The 15,946-nt window shown below is 66.3% G+C and carries 15 protein-coding genes and 1 pseudogene; 6 read left to right on the top strand and 10 right to left on the bottom strand.

What is annotated here, in order from left to right:
• The first annotated feature begins 10 nt into the window (after positions 1-10).
• The gene (locus tag A5658_RS22020) at positions 11-1,663 is read left to right on the top strand and encodes an FAD-binding dehydrogenase (protein ID WP_067340064.1); all 1,653 of its coding nucleotides are present in this window, start codon (positions 11-13) and stop codon (positions 1,661-1,663) included.
• A gap of 76 nt (positions 1,664-1,739) precedes the next feature.
• On the opposite strand, the gene A5658_RS22015 is transcribed toward A5658_RS22020, so the two are convergent.
• Positions 1,740-2,378 carry an MBL fold metallo-hydrolase gene (locus A5658_RS22015; RefSeq protein ID WP_067340062.1) on the bottom strand — a complete coding sequence of 213 codons (639 nt, stop codon included), beginning with the start codon at positions 2,376-2,378 and terminating at the stop codon, positions 1,740-1,742.
• Positions 2,379-2,411: 33 nt separating this feature from the next.
• Between A5658_RS22015 and A5658_RS22010 the strand changes: the two genes are divergently transcribed.
• The 3 genes from A5658_RS22010 (at position 2,412) to purQ (ending at position 4,063) form a co-directional block, all read left to right on the top strand.
• Positions 2,412-3,086: an ATPase gene (locus A5658_RS22010; RefSeq protein WP_369830556.1), complete on the top strand. Its 675-nt coding sequence runs from the start codon at positions 2,412-2,414 to the stop codon at positions 3,084-3,086.
• 66 nt (positions 3,087-3,152) lie between these two features.
• On the top strand, positions 3,153-3,392 hold the full coding sequence (gene purS / locus A5658_RS22005; protein WP_067340060.1) for a phosphoribosylformylglycinamidine synthase subunit PurS: 240 nt from the start codon (positions 3,153-3,155) through the stop codon (positions 3,390-3,392).
• On the top strand, positions 3,389-4,063 hold the full coding sequence (gene purQ, locus A5658_RS22000; RefSeq protein ID WP_067340057.1) for a phosphoribosylformylglycinamidine synthase subunit PurQ: 675 nt from the start codon (positions 3,389-3,391) through the stop codon (positions 4,061-4,063). The genes purS and purQ overlap by 4 nt, the downstream gene beginning before the upstream one ends.
• Here the strand turns inward: purQ and A5658_RS21995 are convergent.
• Positions 4,060-5,496, bottom strand: a complete 1,437-nt coding sequence (locus A5658_RS21995) for a wax ester/triacylglycerol synthase family O-acyltransferase (RefSeq protein ID WP_197503182.1) — start codon at positions 5,494-5,496, stop codon at positions 4,060-4,062. The genes purQ and A5658_RS21995 overlap by 4 nt on opposite strands.
• Before the next feature lie 66 nt (positions 5,497-5,562).
• Entirely contained in the window at positions 5,563-6,378 is an 816-nt protein-coding gene (locus A5658_RS21990; RefSeq protein WP_067340176.1) for a lysophospholipid acyltransferase family protein, read from the bottom strand.
• A 105-nt stretch (positions 6,379-6,483) separates the two neighbouring features.
• On the opposite strand from A5658_RS21990, the gene A5658_RS21985 reads away from it, so the two are divergent.
• Positions 6,484-7,542, top strand: a complete 1,059-nt coding sequence (locus A5658_RS21985) for an NAD(P)-dependent oxidoreductase (protein WP_067340052.1) — start codon at positions 6,484-6,486, stop codon at positions 7,540-7,542.
• A 51-nt stretch (positions 7,543-7,593) separates the two neighbouring features.
• Positions 7,594-10,275 (top strand): adenylate/guanylate cyclase domain-containing protein, encoded by a 2,682-nt coding sequence (locus A5658_RS21980; RefSeq protein ID WP_231997409.1) that lies wholly within the window; start codon positions 7,594-7,596, stop codon positions 10,273-10,275.
• A 90-nt stretch (positions 10,276-10,365) separates the two neighbouring features.
• Here the strand turns inward: A5658_RS21980 and A5658_RS21975 are convergent.
• From A5658_RS21975 to A5658_RS21945, 7 genes and pseudogenes are all read right to left on the bottom strand, one after another.
• Positions 10,366-11,837: pseudogene (locus A5658_RS21975) on the bottom strand (NAD(P)/FAD-dependent oxidoreductase).
• 40 nt (positions 11,838-11,877) lie between these two features.
• A complete protein-coding gene (locus A5658_RS21970; RefSeq protein WP_067340049.1) occupies positions 11,878-12,486 on the bottom strand; it encodes a hypothetical protein in 609 nt (202 codons plus the stop codon).
• Positions 12,483-13,085, bottom strand: coding sequence for a methylated-DNA--[protein]-cysteine S-methyltransferase (locus A5658_RS21965; protein WP_067340047.1), 603 nt, complete (start codon positions 13,083-13,085; stop codon positions 12,483-12,485). Before A5658_RS21965 ends, A5658_RS21970 begins: the two co-directional genes overlap by 4 nt.
• Positions 13,072-13,566 (bottom strand): RNA polymerase sigma factor, encoded by a 495-nt coding sequence (locus A5658_RS21960; protein WP_067340044.1) that lies wholly within the window; start codon positions 13,564-13,566, stop codon positions 13,072-13,074. Before A5658_RS21960 ends, A5658_RS21965 begins: the two co-directional genes overlap by 14 nt.
• 2 nt (positions 13,567-13,568) lie before the next feature.
• On the bottom strand, positions 13,569-14,096 hold the full coding sequence (locus A5658_RS21955; RefSeq protein ID WP_067340042.1) for a methylated-DNA--[protein]-cysteine S-methyltransferase: 528 nt from the start codon (positions 14,094-14,096) through the stop codon (positions 13,569-13,571).
• A 29-nt stretch (positions 14,097-14,125) separates the two neighbouring features.
• Positions 14,126-14,824, bottom strand: a complete 699-nt coding sequence (locus A5658_RS21950; RefSeq protein WP_067340040.1) for a haloacid dehalogenase type II — start codon at positions 14,822-14,824, stop codon at positions 14,126-14,128.
• A gap of 18 nt (positions 14,825-14,842) precedes the next feature.
• Positions 14,843-15,877 (bottom strand): zinc-binding dehydrogenase, encoded by a 1,035-nt coding sequence (locus tag A5658_RS21945; protein WP_067340037.1) that lies wholly within the window; start codon positions 15,875-15,877, stop codon positions 14,843-14,845.
• Between the last annotated feature and the right edge of the window lie 69 nt (positions 15,878-15,946).

The raw sequence follows: 15,946 nt of genomic DNA, 5'->3' as shown, positions 1-15,946 counted from the left end.
GTGTAGCGCCATGAGCGATACCCAAGCTGATGTCGTGATCGTCGGGGCGGGCCTGGCCGGCCTGGTGGCGGCCTGCGAGGTGGCCGAACGCGGCAAACGGGTATTGATCGTCGACCAGGAGAACAGCGCCAACCTCGGCGGGCAGGCGTTCTGGTCGTTCGGCGGCCTGTTCTTCGTCGACAGCCCCGAGCAGCGTCGACTCGGTGTGCACGACAGCCACGAACTCGCACTGCAGGACTGGCTTGGCACCGCGGCCTTCGACCGCGAAGAGGACTACTGGCCCAAACAATGGGCGCACGCCTACGTCGATTTCGCGGCCGGGGAGAAGCGGAGCTGGCTGCGCGAGCGGGGTTTGAAGATCTTCCCGTTGGTGGGCTGGGCCGAGCGCGGCGGCTACGGCGCTCAGGGGCACGGCAATTCGGTGCCGCGCTTCCACATCACCTGGGGCACCGGGCCCGCCATCGTCGACATTTTCGCGCGCCGGCTCGTCGACCACCCGAACGTGCAGTTCGCCTACCGGCATCAGGTCGACGAGCTGATCGTCGAGGGGAACGCGGTGACCGGCGTGCGCGGTAGCGTGCTCGAGCCGTCGTCCGAGCCGCGCGGCGTCTCGTCGTCGCGAAAAGTAGTCGGCGAGTTCGAGTTTCGCGCGCAAGCGGTGATCGTCACCAGCGGCGGTATCGGCGGCAACCACGACATGGTGCGGGCCAACTGGCCCACCCGGATGGGTCGCGTCCCGGAGAAGATGCTCGCCGGTGTGCCCGCCCACGTCGATGGCCGGATGATCGCGATCACCCAGAAGACCGGCGCCCGGGTGATCAACCCGGATCGGATGTGGCACTACACCGAGGGCATCACCAACTATGACCCGATCTGGCCCATGCACGGCATCCGGATCATCCCGGGCCCGTCGTCGCTGTGGCTGGACGCGACCGGGAAGCGGTTGCCGGTGCCGCTGTATCCCGGCTTCGACACCCTGGGAACCCTGGAGTACATCGCCAAGTCAGGCCACGACTACACCTGGTTTGTGTTGAACAGCAAGATCATTGGCAAGGAATTCGGCCTGTCGGGTCAGGAGCAGAATCCCGACCTGACCAGCCGCAGCGTGCGGCAGCTGCTGGCCTCGCGGGCCGGATCGGGCGCACCGGGACCGGTGCAGGCCTTCGTCGATCGAGGCGTCGACTTCGTCACTGCAAAGTCGTTGCGCGAGTTAGTGTCTGCGATGAACACGCTGCCCGATGTGACGCCGCTGGACTACGCCACGGTCGCCGACGAGGTCACCGCCCGCGACCGCGAAGTGGTCAACAAATTCACCAAGGACGGTCAGATCACCGCGATCCGCGCCGCCCGCGAATTCCTGGGCGACAAGCTGGGCCGGGTGGTTGCCCCGCATCCGCTGCTGGATCCCAAGGCCGGTCCGCTCATCGCGGTCAAGCTGCACATCTTGACGCGAAAGACGTTGGGAGGCTTGGAGACCGATCTGGACTCCCGGGTGCTCGGTGCCGACGGGAGTCCGCTGGACGGGCTGTACGCGGCCGGCGAGGTGGCCGGTTTCGGTGGCGGCGGGGTGCACGGCTACCGGGCGCTGGAGGGCACGTTTCTGGGCGGCTGCATCTTCTCCGGTCGTGCCGCGGGCCGCGGTGCGGTCGCCGACATCGGTTAGAACCAAGGAGTGTGCGCCCAGCCGCACATTCGACGCCCTGTGTGCGTCTGGCCGCACGCACGCTCGGCGCCCAGACCTAGAAGGCGACCCCGGTTTCCTCGGGCAGCACCTGGAAGTCGGTGTTGGTCATCTCAGTGAGCCGGCCGTAGTAGATGCCGCGCGCCTCCGGGGCGACGACGGCCTGGTGGATGGGGATGGCGCGGGCCGGCGCCACCGCCCGTAGGTAGTCGACCGCCTCGGAGATCTTCATCCAGGGTGCCGCGGCCGGGGTGGCGAGCACCTCGATCGGCTCGTCCGGGACGAACAGCGCGTCACCGGGATGCATGAAGCGGGCGCGTTGGCCGCCCTCGTCGATGACGTACGAAATGTTGTCTATCACTGGGATTTCCGGGTGGATGACCGCATGCTTGCCGCCGAGCGCGCGGATGGTCAGCTGGCCGACCGCCAGCTCGTCGCCGACGTGCACCGCCTGGCACGGCGCGGACAGCTGCTCGGTGGTCTGCGGGTCGGCGTACAGCGCGGCGCCCGGGTTGGCGTCGAGGAGTGCGGGCAGCCGCTCCTGGTCGACGTGGTCGGGATGCTGATGTGTGATGACGATCGCGGACAGGCCGGTGATGCCCTCGAAGCCGTGCGAGAAGTTGCCCGGATCAAACAACACCGTGGTGTGGCCGAAATCGGCAAGAACGCAGGAATGACCGAAATGCGTGAGTTGCATGTCTACGATTGTGCGCTCATGAGGTGCGGCGGCATGCGCCTATTCGTAACAGCGACGCTGATCGCGAGTGTCCTGCTGGCCACGCGTACGTCGCTGTCGCACCCCGCCCGCGCCGACGCGCAGACCTGCCCGCCGGTGTGCGACCAGATTCCCGACACGGCGTGGATTTCGCCGGAGGCCATCCCGCTGAACTCGACCTACCACTGGCCGGCGCCGGCCGGGTCGGCCGTGTCGATGACCGGCGCTGCGACGCCACGGTTCCGGTTCGAAGAGGTGTGCGCGACGCCGACATTCCCGCAGGACACCCGCAACGCTGCGGTCGCCAGCCGCGCGACGGTGGACCAACCGCAGGGCCAATGGCAGCTGCGGGCCGAAGTCGTGCACTGGCGTGGCGATACGGGCCGTGCCGGACCAAGTGCGACCTCGGTGTTCGACATCGCCGCCGCCGCGCTGCGCGGCTGTCAACTGGGCGCGCCCGCCGAATCGCCGTCGGTCACCGTCGACGAGCCGAACCGGCTCTCTGCGGTGGTCAGCGGGCCGACGGTGCTGCATGTCTACTTGGTCGCGCGGCCCGAGAACGGCACGATCAGCGAATTGACGTTGTGGGCGTCGGACCCAGTCCAGCTGTCCTGGCCGATCATCTCGGACGCCCAGGTGCTGGACGCGATGACGTCGTCGCTGTGTGCGGCCTACCTCGGCTCGTGCTAGCACGACGCTGCGGGTGCTGACCGGTAGAGTTGGCGCCGAGCAGCCGAAACACTAGGAGGATTGCGGGTGGCCCGGGTGGTTGTGCACGTGATGCCCAAGGGTGAGATTCTCGACCCGCAGGGCCAGGCGATCGTCGGCGCGCTGGGCCGACTAGGTCATGACGGCATCTCAGATGTTCGGCAGGGCAAGCGATTCGAGCTCGAGGTCGACGACAGTGTCGACGACTCGGCGCTGGCCGAGATCGCCGAGTCGCTGTTGGCCAACACCGTGATCGAAGACTGGACAGTTAGCCGAGAACCGCAGTGACGGCGCGAATCGGCGTCATCACGTTCCCCGGAACGCTGGACGACGTCGACGCGGCCCGGGCGGCGCGGGCCGTCGGCGCCGAATCGGTCAGCCTCTGGCATGCCGACGCCGACCTCAAGGGCGTCGACGCGGTGGTGGTGCCCGGCGGCTTCTCCTACGGCGACTACCTGCGTTGCGGCGCCATCGCGAAGTTCGCTCCGGTGATGGGCGAAGTGATCGCCGCCGCCGGGCGTGGATTGCCGGTTCTGGGTATTTGCAACGGTTTCCAGGTGCTCTGCGAGGCCGGCCTACTACCCGGCGCGCTGACCCGAAACGCGGGTCTGCACTTCATCTGCCGAGACGTGTGGCTGCGGGTGGAGTCGACGTCGACGGCGTGGACGTCGCGCTACGAGCCCGGTGCCGATCTGCTGATCCCGCTGAAGTCCGGCGAGGGCCGTTACGTGGCCCCCGACAACGTGCTCGACGAGTTGGAAGGCGAAGGCCGCGTGGTGTTTCGCTACCACGACAACGCCAACGGTTCGCTGCGCGACATCGCCGGCATCAGCTCGGCCAACGGACGCGTGGTCGGGTTGATGCCGCACCCGGAGCACGCTACCGAGGCGTTGACCGGGCCGTCCGATGACGGGTTGGGGCTGTTCTACTCGGCGCTGGACGCGGTCCTGACCGCTTAGCGCAGTGCGTGCTCGGCCATCAAGCCGACCGTGCTGTTGCCGACTGAAAGCCCTGCGGCGCTACGTAATTCGCTAAAGGCCTCGCTGAGCGCCTGCGTCGCCTCGTGGGCGTCGTCGAAGGTCTGGTCATCGGTGAGTACCGCGATGCCGAGCTGGTCGACATAACTCCACACGGTGATGTTGACCGGGGCGCCGGGCGATAGCACACCCGTCGAGTAAATCTCGCTGACCGGCGCCCCGGCGAAGTGTCCGCGTTCGCGTGGCCCGGGAACGCTCGAGACCGCGACGTTCATGATCTTGTTCGGCGCATCGCGCCGACCCAGCCACCGGAACGCCGCCGGCGCGATCGCCGTCGGCAGATAACCCATCAGCTGCCCGTACAGGCGGGGGCCCAAAATCTCGTGGTCTTCCTTGGCGATCTTGGTGGCCAACGCGACCAGTCGGGCCCGCTCGGCCGGGTCGGCGACGTGCACCGGCAGCGAAATCGACAGGCCGCTGATCTCGTTGCCGGTGACGCGCTCGGACTTGTCGGTGGCGGTGGGCACCGACGCGATGATAGGGCGATCGGCCCTGCCGTCGTAGCTCAGCAACAGCCGCCGCAGTCCGCCGGCGGCCATCGCGAGGATCAGGTCGTTGAACGTGATTCCCAGGGCCTTGGCGGTCGCCTTGGCGTCGTCGAGTCGCAATGCGGCAGTGGCGAATCGGCGCTGCGGCGACACCACGTGGTTGAGGAACGTGGGCGGAGCGTCGAACGCGTCCGCGAGATCGGGGTGGTCGCCGCGCTCCCGGGCGCGCCGGCGCACTCCGGCGAAGCCCTTGGCGGCGTCGCCGATCAGGCCGGGTAATTGGGCGATCTGGCGGACGTGGTCTCGTCCGGCGGCGAGCAGCAGATCCGTGGTCGTCGGGGTGACGCCGGCCTCGTCGTTGTCGCGCTCGTCGGTCTGGGCATCCTTGAGATCCATCGCGCGGGCCAGCAGGTTGACCGACGCGACGCCGTCGGCCAGTGCGTGGTGGATTTTGCCGATCAGCGCGAACCGCCCGCCGGTCAGCCCCTCGGCGACGTGGAATTCCCACAGTGGTCGGTTTCGGTCCAGTGGCGTGGACGCCACTTCGCCGATGACGGCGTCGAGTTCGTTGCGTCCACCCGGGGCGGGCACCTGGACCCGGCGCAGGTGGTAGTCGAGGTCGACGTCACAGTTCTCCAGCCACATCGGATGGTGTAATCGCCAGGGGATGTCAACGAGCTTGTAGCGCAACGGTTCCAGCAGATGCAGTCGCCGGAGAAGGTGGTGGCGGAAGGCGTCGAAGCTGAACGCTGGGTCTCCCGCGTCGCTTAGTCCTGGGTCGACGATCGCCACCTTCAGCGTGTGCGTGTGCAGGTTGGGTGTCTCGCTGTAAAGCAGCATGGCGTCCATGCCGTTGAGTCTTTTCACGCCCACCTCCGTGCCGACGTCTTCATGCAAGCACTTACGAGGTGGCCGTTCGCGGGAATGACCGATTCAGCCCAGGATCGGAAATCGGCGCTGCTTGGCCAGTCGGTCCAGCGCGGCCTGCATCACCGAACGGACATACTCGTCGACATCGTCGACGTCGGGGTCTTTACCGAATCGCGCGGTGATGTCGATCGGCTCGAGGACCTCGGTGACCACCTTCGACGGCAGCGGAAGGTTCGGCGGAAAGATCATGCTCAGCCCGAATGGGAAGCCGACGCTGATCGGCAGAATGTCGATGCGCGCCTTGGTGATTCCCAGCTTTTTAGCCAGCCAATTGCCGCGCGTCAGGAACAGTTGGGTCTCCTGGGCGCCGATCGACACCGTCGGCACGATCGGCACGCCGGCTTCGATCGCGGTCCGTACATAACCGGTGCGGCCGTTGAAGTCGATGACGTTGGCGCTGAACGTGGAGCGGTAGGAGTCGTAGTCGCCGCCCGGGAACACCAGCACCACCGCACCCGAATGCAGCGCGACGGAAGCATTCTCGCGACTGGCCTCGATGACCCCGAGGCGGCGCAGCACGCCGTCCAGCGGACCCAGGAAGATGCCGTAGTGGCCGAGCGTGTAGACGGGCCGGTCATAACCGAACTCGTTGTAGAAAGCCGGCGAGAAGACGAATACATCTGGGGTGAGCATCCCACCGGAATGATTGGACACCACCAGCGCGCCACCGGTCGGCGGGATGTTGTCGATGTTGCGGACCTCGGCGCGGTGGTACTGCTTGATCACCGATCCGATGGTGTTGGCGACCTGCCGGGTGAACTCCGGATCCCACTTGGCCGTCTCGCGATTCTCCGGCGTGTTCGCGTTGCTGCCGGCCATGCTGGAGCCCCTCGAATCGTCACTGATCGTCGTATGGAGCATGATACTCTCGCTTTTGGAGAATGTCATGTTCGTTTGCTGGAGTCGACGCATATCAGAGGGACCATGACCGAGAAGGTGCTTGTCACGGGCGGATTCGGCTTGGTCGGATCGCAGGTCGTGGCCAGGCTTGCTGCGGATGGCCGCCGCGTCGTCGCCACCGACCTCGGGAGCCCGGAGCAGCGCAAGGCGGCCGCGGCGCTGCCGGCCGGCGCCGAGGTCCGGTGGGCCGATCTCACCGACCCGGATGACGTCGACCGGCTGGTCGCCGAGGTGTCGCCGGCCGCGATCGTGCACCTGGCCGCGGTCATTCCGCCGGCCATCTACCGCATTCGCGAACTCGGTCGGCGGGTCAACGTGGAGGCCACCGCGGAGTTGCTGCGCGCTGCGCAGTCGCTCCCGCGGCCGCCACGCTTCGTCTTGGCCTCCAGCAATGCCGTGTACGGGTCGCGCAATCCGCATCGCCATCCCGAGCGGTTGACCGCGGACTCTCCGCTGCGGCCGGCGGATCTCTACGGCGCCCACAAGATCGAGGCCGAAAACCTGGTCCGCGCTTCGAGTCTGGAGTGGGTGATCCTGCGGCTCGGTGGGGTGCTGAGTGTCGTGCCGGGCGCGATCCCGTTCAGCCGCGACGCGCTGTTCTTCGAGAACACGTTGCCAACCGATGGACGCATCCATACCGTCGACGTCCGGGACGTAGCGACCGCGTTCGGCGCGGCGACCACGGCCGACGTCGTCGGAGAAACGCTGTTGATAGCCGGAGACGACTCGCATTTGCAGCGGCAGCGGGATGTGGGGCCGGCGCTGGCGGCGGCACGGGGGCTGTCGAATGTGCTGCCCGCCGGTCGTCCCGGCGATCCAAATAGCGACGAAAACTGGTTTGTCACAGACTGGTTGGACACGTCGCGCGCGCAGCAGGCGTTGTCTTTCCAACACCACTCGTGGCCCGACATGCTGGCCGAGATGCATGCGATTGCCGGATGGCGACGCTACCCGATGGCGTTGATCGCACCCGCCGCGCGGATTTTCCTCAAACGCCAAGCCGCGTACCGCGATACCCCGGGCCGCTACGCCAACCCATGGGACGCGATTCGCCCGCGGCTCGGCGATCCGAGGCCGGACTGATCGATTACTCCGTCGATCATGGGGGCAAGACGGGTTTCCTTGTGAAATCCTGTGAGCGTGTCAGCCGCGGCCGCACCTTCGGGGGTGGTGACGTTTTTGTTCACCGATATTGAGGGTTCGACCCGTCGGTGGGAGGCCGATGCGGATGCGATGCGACGGGCGCTGGCCGCGCATGACGACGTATTGCGCACGGCAATCGAGGTGCAGGGCGGCTTCCTGTTCAAGCACACCGGCGATGGTGTGTGCGCTGCCTTTGCCTCGCCTCGAGCGGCGGTTGATGCCGCGGTTGCCGCGCAGCGCGAACTCGCATTACCCGTGCGGATGGGTATTGCGACCGGCGAAGCTGAGCTACGCGAGGGGGATTACTTCGGTACGGTGCTGAATCGCGCGGCGCGGGTGATGGCCGCCGGCCACGGCGGTCAGATTCTGCTGGTCGAGTCGACGGCGAGTTTGCTGAGCGGAGTGGATCTGGTCGATCTGGGGCCGCGACGGTTGCGGGATGTGCCGACGCCGGTCGGGATGTTTCAGGTCCGAGCCCAGGGCCTGGAGGCCGATTTTCTGCCGTTGCGGACGCTGGATACCAGTCCTGGGAATCTGCGGTTTGCCACCAGCAGCTTCATCGGACGCGAGTCCGAACTCGACGAGGTGCAGACGGCGGTCAAAGGTCATCGGCTCGTGACGTTGACCGGTGTCGGCGGCGTCGGCAAGACCCGGCTGGCGTTGGAGGTCGCGAGACGTCTCGCCGATGAATTCCCCGACGGCGTATGGGTTTTCGAGTTGGCCGCGGTGACCGATCCCACGGCGGTGCCGGACGCGGTTGCGGCGGTGCTGGGCATTGCTCAGCAACCGGGCAAGAGTGTGAGCGAGTCGGTGGCCGGCGCGATGGAAGGCACGATCCGGTTGTTGGTGATCGACAACTGCGAACACGTGCGGGAGGCAGTGGCTGATCTGGTCGATGCGATTTTGGCGCAATCGGTGACGGTGAAGGTTTTGGCAACCAGCCGCGAGGGACTTAGGGTCGCCGATGAGCAAGTGTGGCTGGTGCCGTCCCTGGACGTCAGCGGGGGTACCGACTCTGCTGCGGTGGCACTGTTCGTCGAACGCGCACGAGGCGAGGCCTCGCAGTTCTCGGTGGCCACGCCCGACGAGGCGGCCGCGGTGGTTGAGATCTGCCGCCGCCTGGACGGGATTCCGTTGGCCATCGAGCTGGCGGCTTCCCGGATGGCGTCGATGACTGCCGGCGAGGTGAGGGATCGTCTCGACCAGCGGTTTCGGCTACTGGTGGGCTCGCGACGCGCTCTGGAGCGTCACCACACCCTGCGCCATGCCGTCGCCTGGTCTTTCGAACTCCTTGACGACACCGAAAAGGCGCTGTTGGAGCGGTGTTCGGTGTTCGCCGGTGGATTCGACCTGCAAAGCGCCTGCGCGGTGGCAGGATTCGACGACGCCGACGATCTCGCCGTCCTCGACCTGCTCGACGCACTGGTGCGCAAATCATTGCTGGTCGCCGACCGATCATCAGGGCGTACTCGGTATTCGATGCTGGAGACCATCCGCCAGTTCGCCGAGGAACAGCTCGTCGCCCGTGGCGAAGCATCCGACATTCGGGCCGGCCACTCGCGGTACTTTGCCGGTCGGGAAGCCGACATCATGGCGTTGTGGGACAGCCCTCGGCAACGTGAGGCCTACGACTGGTTCACCGCCGAGTTGGCCAACCTACGAACGGCATTCCGTTGGGCCGCCGACGAAGGCGATCTCGATAGCGCCGTGGCTCTCGCGATCTGCGCGGCCGCCCTCGGCATGTGGGTCGAACAGTACGAGCCCGGCGCGTGGGCCGAGGAACTCATCGAATCTGCACGCAGGACGAGACATCGGCGGCTTCCGCAGCTGTTGGTCGTCTCCGCGCAGTGCTACGCCGCCGGCCGCTTAGACGACGCCGTCGGCTATCTCGACGCCAGCCGCCAGTTAACGGAGGGCGGCGATTTCGACGAGGTGCCCTACGAGACGCAATACTCTTCCGGAATTGTGTACACCCACGCCGGTCAGAGCGAGCGGTGGGCGCAGTTGTGCCGCAGTGCGATTGAACAAGGGACCGGGCCTCTAACGGTCACCCGCGCATGTCTGGTCATGGCGTTCTACTTCTTGGGTCAAGGCGATGAAGCGATGGCGGCATCTCAAGGCCTACTCGCCGCCGCCGACGCCGCACGCAGTCCCAGTACAGCTTGCTTCGCGCTGTTGGCGCACGGCCTCGCGTATTACGAGGCTGATCCTGCCGCGGCCCACAACGCGCTACGCCGATCGCTGGCGATCGCTCAGGAGAGCGGCAACCTACAGATGGAATCGGCGTCAGCGTCAACTGTGTTACTTGTTGCGACTAGCTACGGTGACCCCATCGAATGTTTCGAAACTCTGCTGCTCTTGATCGGCCGCTACTACGACGTCGGCAACATGGCTCTCTTACACAACCCGCTGGCAATACTCGTCTCCCTATTGGACCGGTTCGGACACCACGAACAGGCCGCGATCATCAGCGGATTCGCCGCAAGTCTCTTCTCGCGTGCGAGTTATCCCCAACTGAACACGGCGATTGCGCACCTGCGTGACATTCTCGGCGACCGGACGTACGAGTCGCTGGCCCGCACGGGCGAAACCATGACCACCGCCGACATGGTCGCGTATGCGTTTGACCAAATCAATCAGGCTCAAATGAAATTGAAGGCCGCCTCGAAGTAGACGAACGCTTGGGCGTAGTCGTCACCGCGACGGCATTCGGCGCAGGCCGATTCGCCCGCGGCTCGGCGATCCGAGGCCGGACGTTGCTGACTAGACAGCCGTCGAATCGCGGTATGCCTCAAGGAGTTTCAGCCACACTTCGCTGATCGTGGGAAAGCATGGCACGGCGTGCCACAGCCGTTCGACGGGCACTTGTCCGGCGACAGCGATGGTCGCGGAGTGCAGCAGCTCGGAGACACCCGGGCCGACGAAGGTCACGCCGAGCAGATAGCCCCGGTCGGCGTCGACCACCATTCGTGCCCGCCCGGTGTAGCCGTCCGCATAGAGTTTCGCTCCCGTCACCACCTCGCCGATTTCGACGTCAACGCTGTGGACCCGGTGACCCGCTTGCTCGGCTTGATGGGCCGAAAGTCCCACCGCCGCGGCCTCGGGATCGGTGAAGAAAACCTGCGGCACCGCGTGGTGGTCGGCGGTGGTCGCATGTGCGCCCCACGGCGCGCTGTCCAAGGGGCGGCCTGCGGCCCGCGCCGCGACTGCCGCGCCGGCGATCCGCGCCTGGTACTTGCCCTCGTGGGTGAGCAGTGCTCGGTGGTTGGCGTCACCGGCCGCGTAAAGCCAGCCGTCGTCGACGGACCGGACGCGACAGGTGTCGTCGACATCGAGCCAGCTGCCGGGAGTGAGTCCGACTGTCTCCAAGCCAATGTCGTCGCTCAGCGGCGCGCGACCGGTCGCAAAGAGCACCTCGTCGACCTCGAGCTTGCCGCCGTCGCTCAGTTCGACGGTGACCGGACCGTTCACATCTGGGCGGTGCATCCGAGTGACCGACACATTCAGTCGCACGTCGACACCGGATTCCCGGAACCCGCGCTCGATCAGCTCACCGACGAACGGTTCCATCCGCGGCAGTAAGCCATTTCCGCGGGCCAGCAACGTTACCCTGGCGCCCAAACCGCGCCAGGCGGTGGCCATTTCAACGCCGACACCACCCGCCCGACGACAGCGAGGCGACTCGGCACCGAGCTGCTGTCGGTTCCCCTCCGGTTCGTCCATGGATTCGCCTCGGCGATCCCCGGAATATCCGGCAGGGCCGCGCGGCTTCCCGTGCAGATCACCACCGCATGCCTGGCGACGAGCACCGATGACGCACCGCCGGACGTGGTGACCGTGACGCGGCGAGGCCCATCCAGTCGTCCGTGACCGCGCACCAGGGTGGCCCCGACCCCGTCGACCCAGTCGGCCTGCCCCGCATCGTCCCAGTCAGTGACGTAGCGATTCCGGCGACCGAACACTGCGGCCGGGCTGATCGCACCCGTGACCGCTTCGCGCGCGCCGTCCACGTGGTTGGCGTCGGCGATCGCGAGCACCGGACGTAACAGCGCCTTGCTGGGTACACACCCCCAGTACGAACATTCGCCGCCCACCAGCTCGCGTTCGACGATCGCGACGCTCAGTCCACCGGCTCGCGCGCGGTCGGCGGCGTTCTGGCCGACCGGACCGGCTCCCAGCACGACGACGTCGTAAGTATGTTCGGCTGCGCCCACTTTCGGCCTTCCCTTTCGGATGCGTTCACAGCGTACTGCGGCGGACCGCCGAATGGGTCATCTAACCCAAATTGGCGATCTGCACAGGATAGCCTGCCGTCAGCACGGCGACGTTCGAGGACGGGGTGAGCACCGACGCATGGCCGTCGACCGGCCGGGGCAGCCGCCGCGTGTACGCGTAAGCCTGTTCGTCGAACACCGCGAGCTGACCGGCGGTGACCACGGCGGGCGCGTAGGAGGTCTCGACGAACACACCGTCGGGCAGCGCACGCCACGGCATCGGGTGCGGGCCGCTGGTGCGCTCACGGTGCAGGACGGCGTCCATGTCCTTGGCGTAAGGCATTGCGCCACCACGGCTTTGCTGCCATGCCCGCCGGTAGGTGTGGTAGTCGCGGCGACGGCATTCGGCGCAGGGCCGGTGGCCCACGGCGAATGCGACGGCCTCGTCGAGAAAGAACAACGGCGTGTAGTGCGTGGGGTCCCACTGCCGGGTGTGGCGGCCCCTGAATTCCAGCAGGCAAGTGATCCAGGCCTTGCTTCGGTAGTTGCGCACGATGTCGCGGGTTCCGCTGCCTTCGTGCAACCGCCCGCGATTACCCATCCACGCTCCGCGACCGGCGACCGCGATGATGTTGCCGCGCGGCGAGACTCGGTTGCGCGCGGGCGTCACGCGACGCCTTCCAGGTCCAGCAGCGCACGTTTGGCGGCCGGCCCGCCGCGGTAGTTGCCCATCGCGCCGTCGGAGCGGACCACCCGATGGCACGGCACCACGACCGGGATGGGATTGGTCGCGCAGGTGCTCCCGACGGCCCGAACGGCCTTGGGAGAACCCGACAGTCGGGCGAGTGCGCCGTAACTGGCGGTGCTGCCGTAGCCGATGTCGGTGGCCAGGTGTTCGAGCACGACGCGGCGAAAGCCCTTGGAGAGCTGCCAATCCAGCGGCACATCGAAGTTGTGTCGCTGTCCGGCGAAGTACTCGTCGAGTTGGCCGGCGACCGCATCGAGGCGCGCCGGGGCGCGCAGCAGGCGTGGGCTGATCCGGTCGGACAGGCTCTGCAGCACATCGTCGTGGCTCTCGTTGCTGAATGCGACGCGCACCAGGCCGACTGGTGTCGCGGCGAGCAGCAACGGGCCGACGGGGGAATCGACTGTGCGATAAGCGATGTCGAGCAGGTCGTGCTGCTCGGCGGCTGCCGCCAGGCGGGCGTGCAGTCGGGTGAGGTCGTGGTCGTCGACCGGGTAATGCGTTGTCAGGTCAATGCCGTTCATGGTCGGACTCCGGGTTGAGCGGGTAGGTGCGTCGTAGCGTGGCAACTCCGTCGGCCGCGGCGCGGCGGACTGCGGCGGCACTGCTATCGAGGAGTGGGGCGATCTCGGCGTAGGGCAGTCCGGCCAGGTAGTGGTAGGCCACCGCCTGGCGTTGCTTGGGCGGCAGCGCCGCCACGGCGTCGGCGAGGTCTGAATGCTCATCGTCGGCGTGGTTCGGCGACGGCCGGTCCGGAGTCTGCGGCACCGGGGTCGCGCGGCGGGCGGTGCCGCGGGTGACGTCGATGGCCTTTCGGTGCGCGATGGTGACCAGCCAGGCCTCGACATTGGCGTCGTCCGGCAGATCCGGGTAGGCCTTCATCGCCGCTAGGAAAGTCTCCGACCAGGCGTCGTCGGCGTCGGCGTGGCCGAGCACCGCGCGTACCACCCGCAGGACGGTGGCGCCGTGCCCGGCCACTACACTCTCGAATGGTAGCTTCGCCATAACTACCAGAGTGCTTGCGGTGCAACGGGTATGGCCTTCTCTAACTCGAGCAGATACTTCTTGCGGTCCAGGCCGCCGGCATATCCGGTGAGCTTGCCGGTAGATCCGACCACCCGGTGGCATGGGATGAATATCGACAACGGGTTGTGGCCGACGAATCCGCCGATCACACGAGCGCTGATGCCATCACCGATCCTGCGGGCCAGCGCGCCGTAGGTGGTGGTGTGGCCGTAGGGGATCTCGGCGAGTAGCTGCCAGAGTTTGCGAGCGCGTTGGCTGCCAACGGGATTGAGCGGCAGGTCGAAGTCGCGCCGTGTGCCGGCGAAGTACTCGTTCAACTGCGTGATCGCGTCGTCGAAGCCGTGGTCGTCAGTCGGGTCAACCCGGGGCCCGAAGCCGGCCTCGTCCGGATGGGTCCAGTGTCCCGGGTAGTACAGGCCGGTCAGGCCGTCGTTGTCACGCACCAGGGTCAACGGTCCGATCGGTGAGTCGATGACGACGTGACGAGTCGTTGTCGTAGTGGCGTTCACGATGTCCTCCGGTGTTTGTTGACACTTATCTAACCGGTAGACGTCGGACCCGCCCGATTTGTGAGCTTGGCCGCCAAATCCCGCAGATCGGTCGCGATGACCGTCGGCTGTGGCAAGTCGGGGATCGGTAGCGCCGCATTACCGGGCCGGGTGATCAATGCACCGCTGAATCCGACGGCCTGCGCGCCGATGGTGTCCCATATGTGCGCGGCGACCATCATGCAGTCAGCCGGGGCAACGCCGAGCTGTTCACAGGTGTACAGGTACGGCGCCGGTGCGGGTTTGAAGGCCCGGCAGGCATCGACACTGAACTGGTGCTCGAACAGGTGACCCAGCCCCGCGTGTTCGATCGGGGTCGGAGCGAACGGGCTAGGCGGCGAGTTCGTCAGTGTGACGAGCCGAAAACCTTTGTCTCGCAAGGCTATCAGGCCGTCCGCGACATCGGGATGGGCCGGCATCGTGAGCATCGCATGCTTGAGAGCATCCTCGTCGTCGTCGCTGATGTCCGCTCCGCGGCTGGTCGCGAGCATCCGCAGAACGCCTTGACCGAGCGTGAAGAAGTCGACGTAATGTCTTGACGCCGTGACCGTCATCGAGTACGTCACCAGCTGACCAAACCACGTGCGCGTCACCCCGGGATCGCCGAAGATTCTCTCGAAAACCGGTGTGATGGAATCGATGTCGATCAGCGTCTCGTTGACGTCGAAGACCAGGACGGATGGGCTCATGCTTCCATCATCTGGCGCTTATTCGACAACCACCACCATTTTCCCGCCAGCTTCGCCGGCCTCCATGATTTGGTGCGCTTCGCGGATCTGCTCGAACGAGAAAACTCGCGACGGGGTCGCATCGAGCCGGCCGTGGGCCACCTGGTCGGCGATGTCCTGGAGGGGTACATCCGACAGCGGGAAACCCGGCTCACCGAATACGAAGCTCCCGAAAAAATTCCAGTTCACGCCGCTGGCCATGCGCAGCAGCGGGTTGAAATCCCCGATCGGATCAAGTCCACCAAGCCACCCGGCCAGACAGGCTGTGCCATCGCGTCGGAGCATGTCGAGCGAGTCGAGGATGGTGCTGTTGCCGACGAAGTCGAGCACCGCGTCGATCTGCTTGGCTTCGGCGATCTCCGCCGCCAGCGTCTCTGACTCCAACTCGACCCGTGCCACGCCCAGCGATTCCAGCAGGCCGAAACGCTCGCGCTTTCGCGCCGTGGCGATGACGCGACCACCGGCGGCCACCGCCATCTTGACGGCCGCCTGGCCCAATGATGATGTGGCGCCACGGATTACGATGGTCTGACCTGAGGTCAGTTTTAGATTGTGGAACAGGCACGTCCACGCCGTCGAGAACGCTTCCGGCAGCGCCGCCAATTGCGACCACGGCAAGTCGGACTCGATGAGCGCGACATTGGCCGCGCGTACCCGGGTGTACTCGGCATAGCTGCCGTTGACGGTGCGCCCGAGCCCGCCCATGAATGCGGCGACTTTGGCTCCGACCTCAAACTCTCCGCCCGGACACGAGTCGACCACGCCGACGCATTCGATGCCGCTGACCTCCGCGGCCTCCGCCCATTCGCCTCGGCGCATGTGCATCTCCGCGTGGTTGACCCCGAATGCATGGATCTTGACGACGACCTCGCCGGCCTTGGGCAGCGGCTTGGGGATGTCGGTGTAGACGAGGCTGTCGAGTCCGCCGAATTTTTCCAGCACGATCGCGCGCATGGTTTCGCCGCCCGGTCGTTCGCGCACCACCGCCGGTGCGGTGGGCAGTGCGTTGGTCATGCGCGTCTTCCTCAGGTCGACGTATTGGGACAATCCACCCAATATTATGGGCCAGGCAACCCATTTGTC

Origin of the sequence: Mycobacterium sp. 1245111.1 (assembly GCF_001673405.1) — a bacterium.
Lineage (GTDB): Bacteria > Actinomycetota > Actinomycetes > Mycobacteriales > Mycobacteriaceae > Mycobacterium.
This window is presented reverse-complemented; position numbering and strand designations above follow the sequence as displayed.

Excerpts from the sequence above, each read along its gene's own strand:
- A5658_RS22020 (WP_067340064.1), top strand. The coding sequence starts at position 11 with ATGAGCGATACCCAAGCTGATGTCGTGATCGTCGGGGCGGGCCTGGCC.
- A5658_RS22015 (WP_067340062.1), bottom strand. The coding sequence starts at position 2,378 with ATGCAACTCACGCATTTCGGTCATTCCTGCGTTCTTGCCGATTTCGGC.
- A5658_RS22010 (WP_369830556.1), top strand. The coding sequence starts at position 2,412 with ATGCGCCTATTCGTAACAGCGACGCTGATCGCGAGTGTCCTGCTGGCC.
- A5658_RS21990 (WP_067340176.1), bottom strand. The coding sequence starts at position 6,378 with ATGGCCGGCAGCAACGCGAACACGCCGGAGAATCGCGAGACGGCCAAG.
- A5658_RS21985 (WP_067340052.1), top strand. The coding sequence starts at position 6,484 with ATGACCGAGAAGGTGCTTGTCACGGGCGGATTCGGCTTGGTCGGATCG.
- A5658_RS21965 (WP_067340047.1), bottom strand. The coding sequence starts at position 13,085 with ATGAACGGCATTGACCTGACAACGCATTACCCGGTCGACGACCACGAC.
- A5658_RS21960 (WP_067340044.1), bottom strand. The coding sequence starts at position 13,566 with ATGGCGAAGCTACCATTCGAGAGTGTAGTGGCCGGGCACGGCGCCACC.
- A5658_RS21950 (WP_067340040.1), bottom strand. The coding sequence starts at position 14,824 with ATGAGCCCATCCGTCCTGGTCTTCGACGTCAACGAGACGCTGATCGAC.
- A5658_RS21945 (WP_067340037.1), bottom strand. The coding sequence starts at position 15,877 with ATGACCAACGCACTGCCCACCGCACCGGCGGTGGTGCGCGAACGACCG.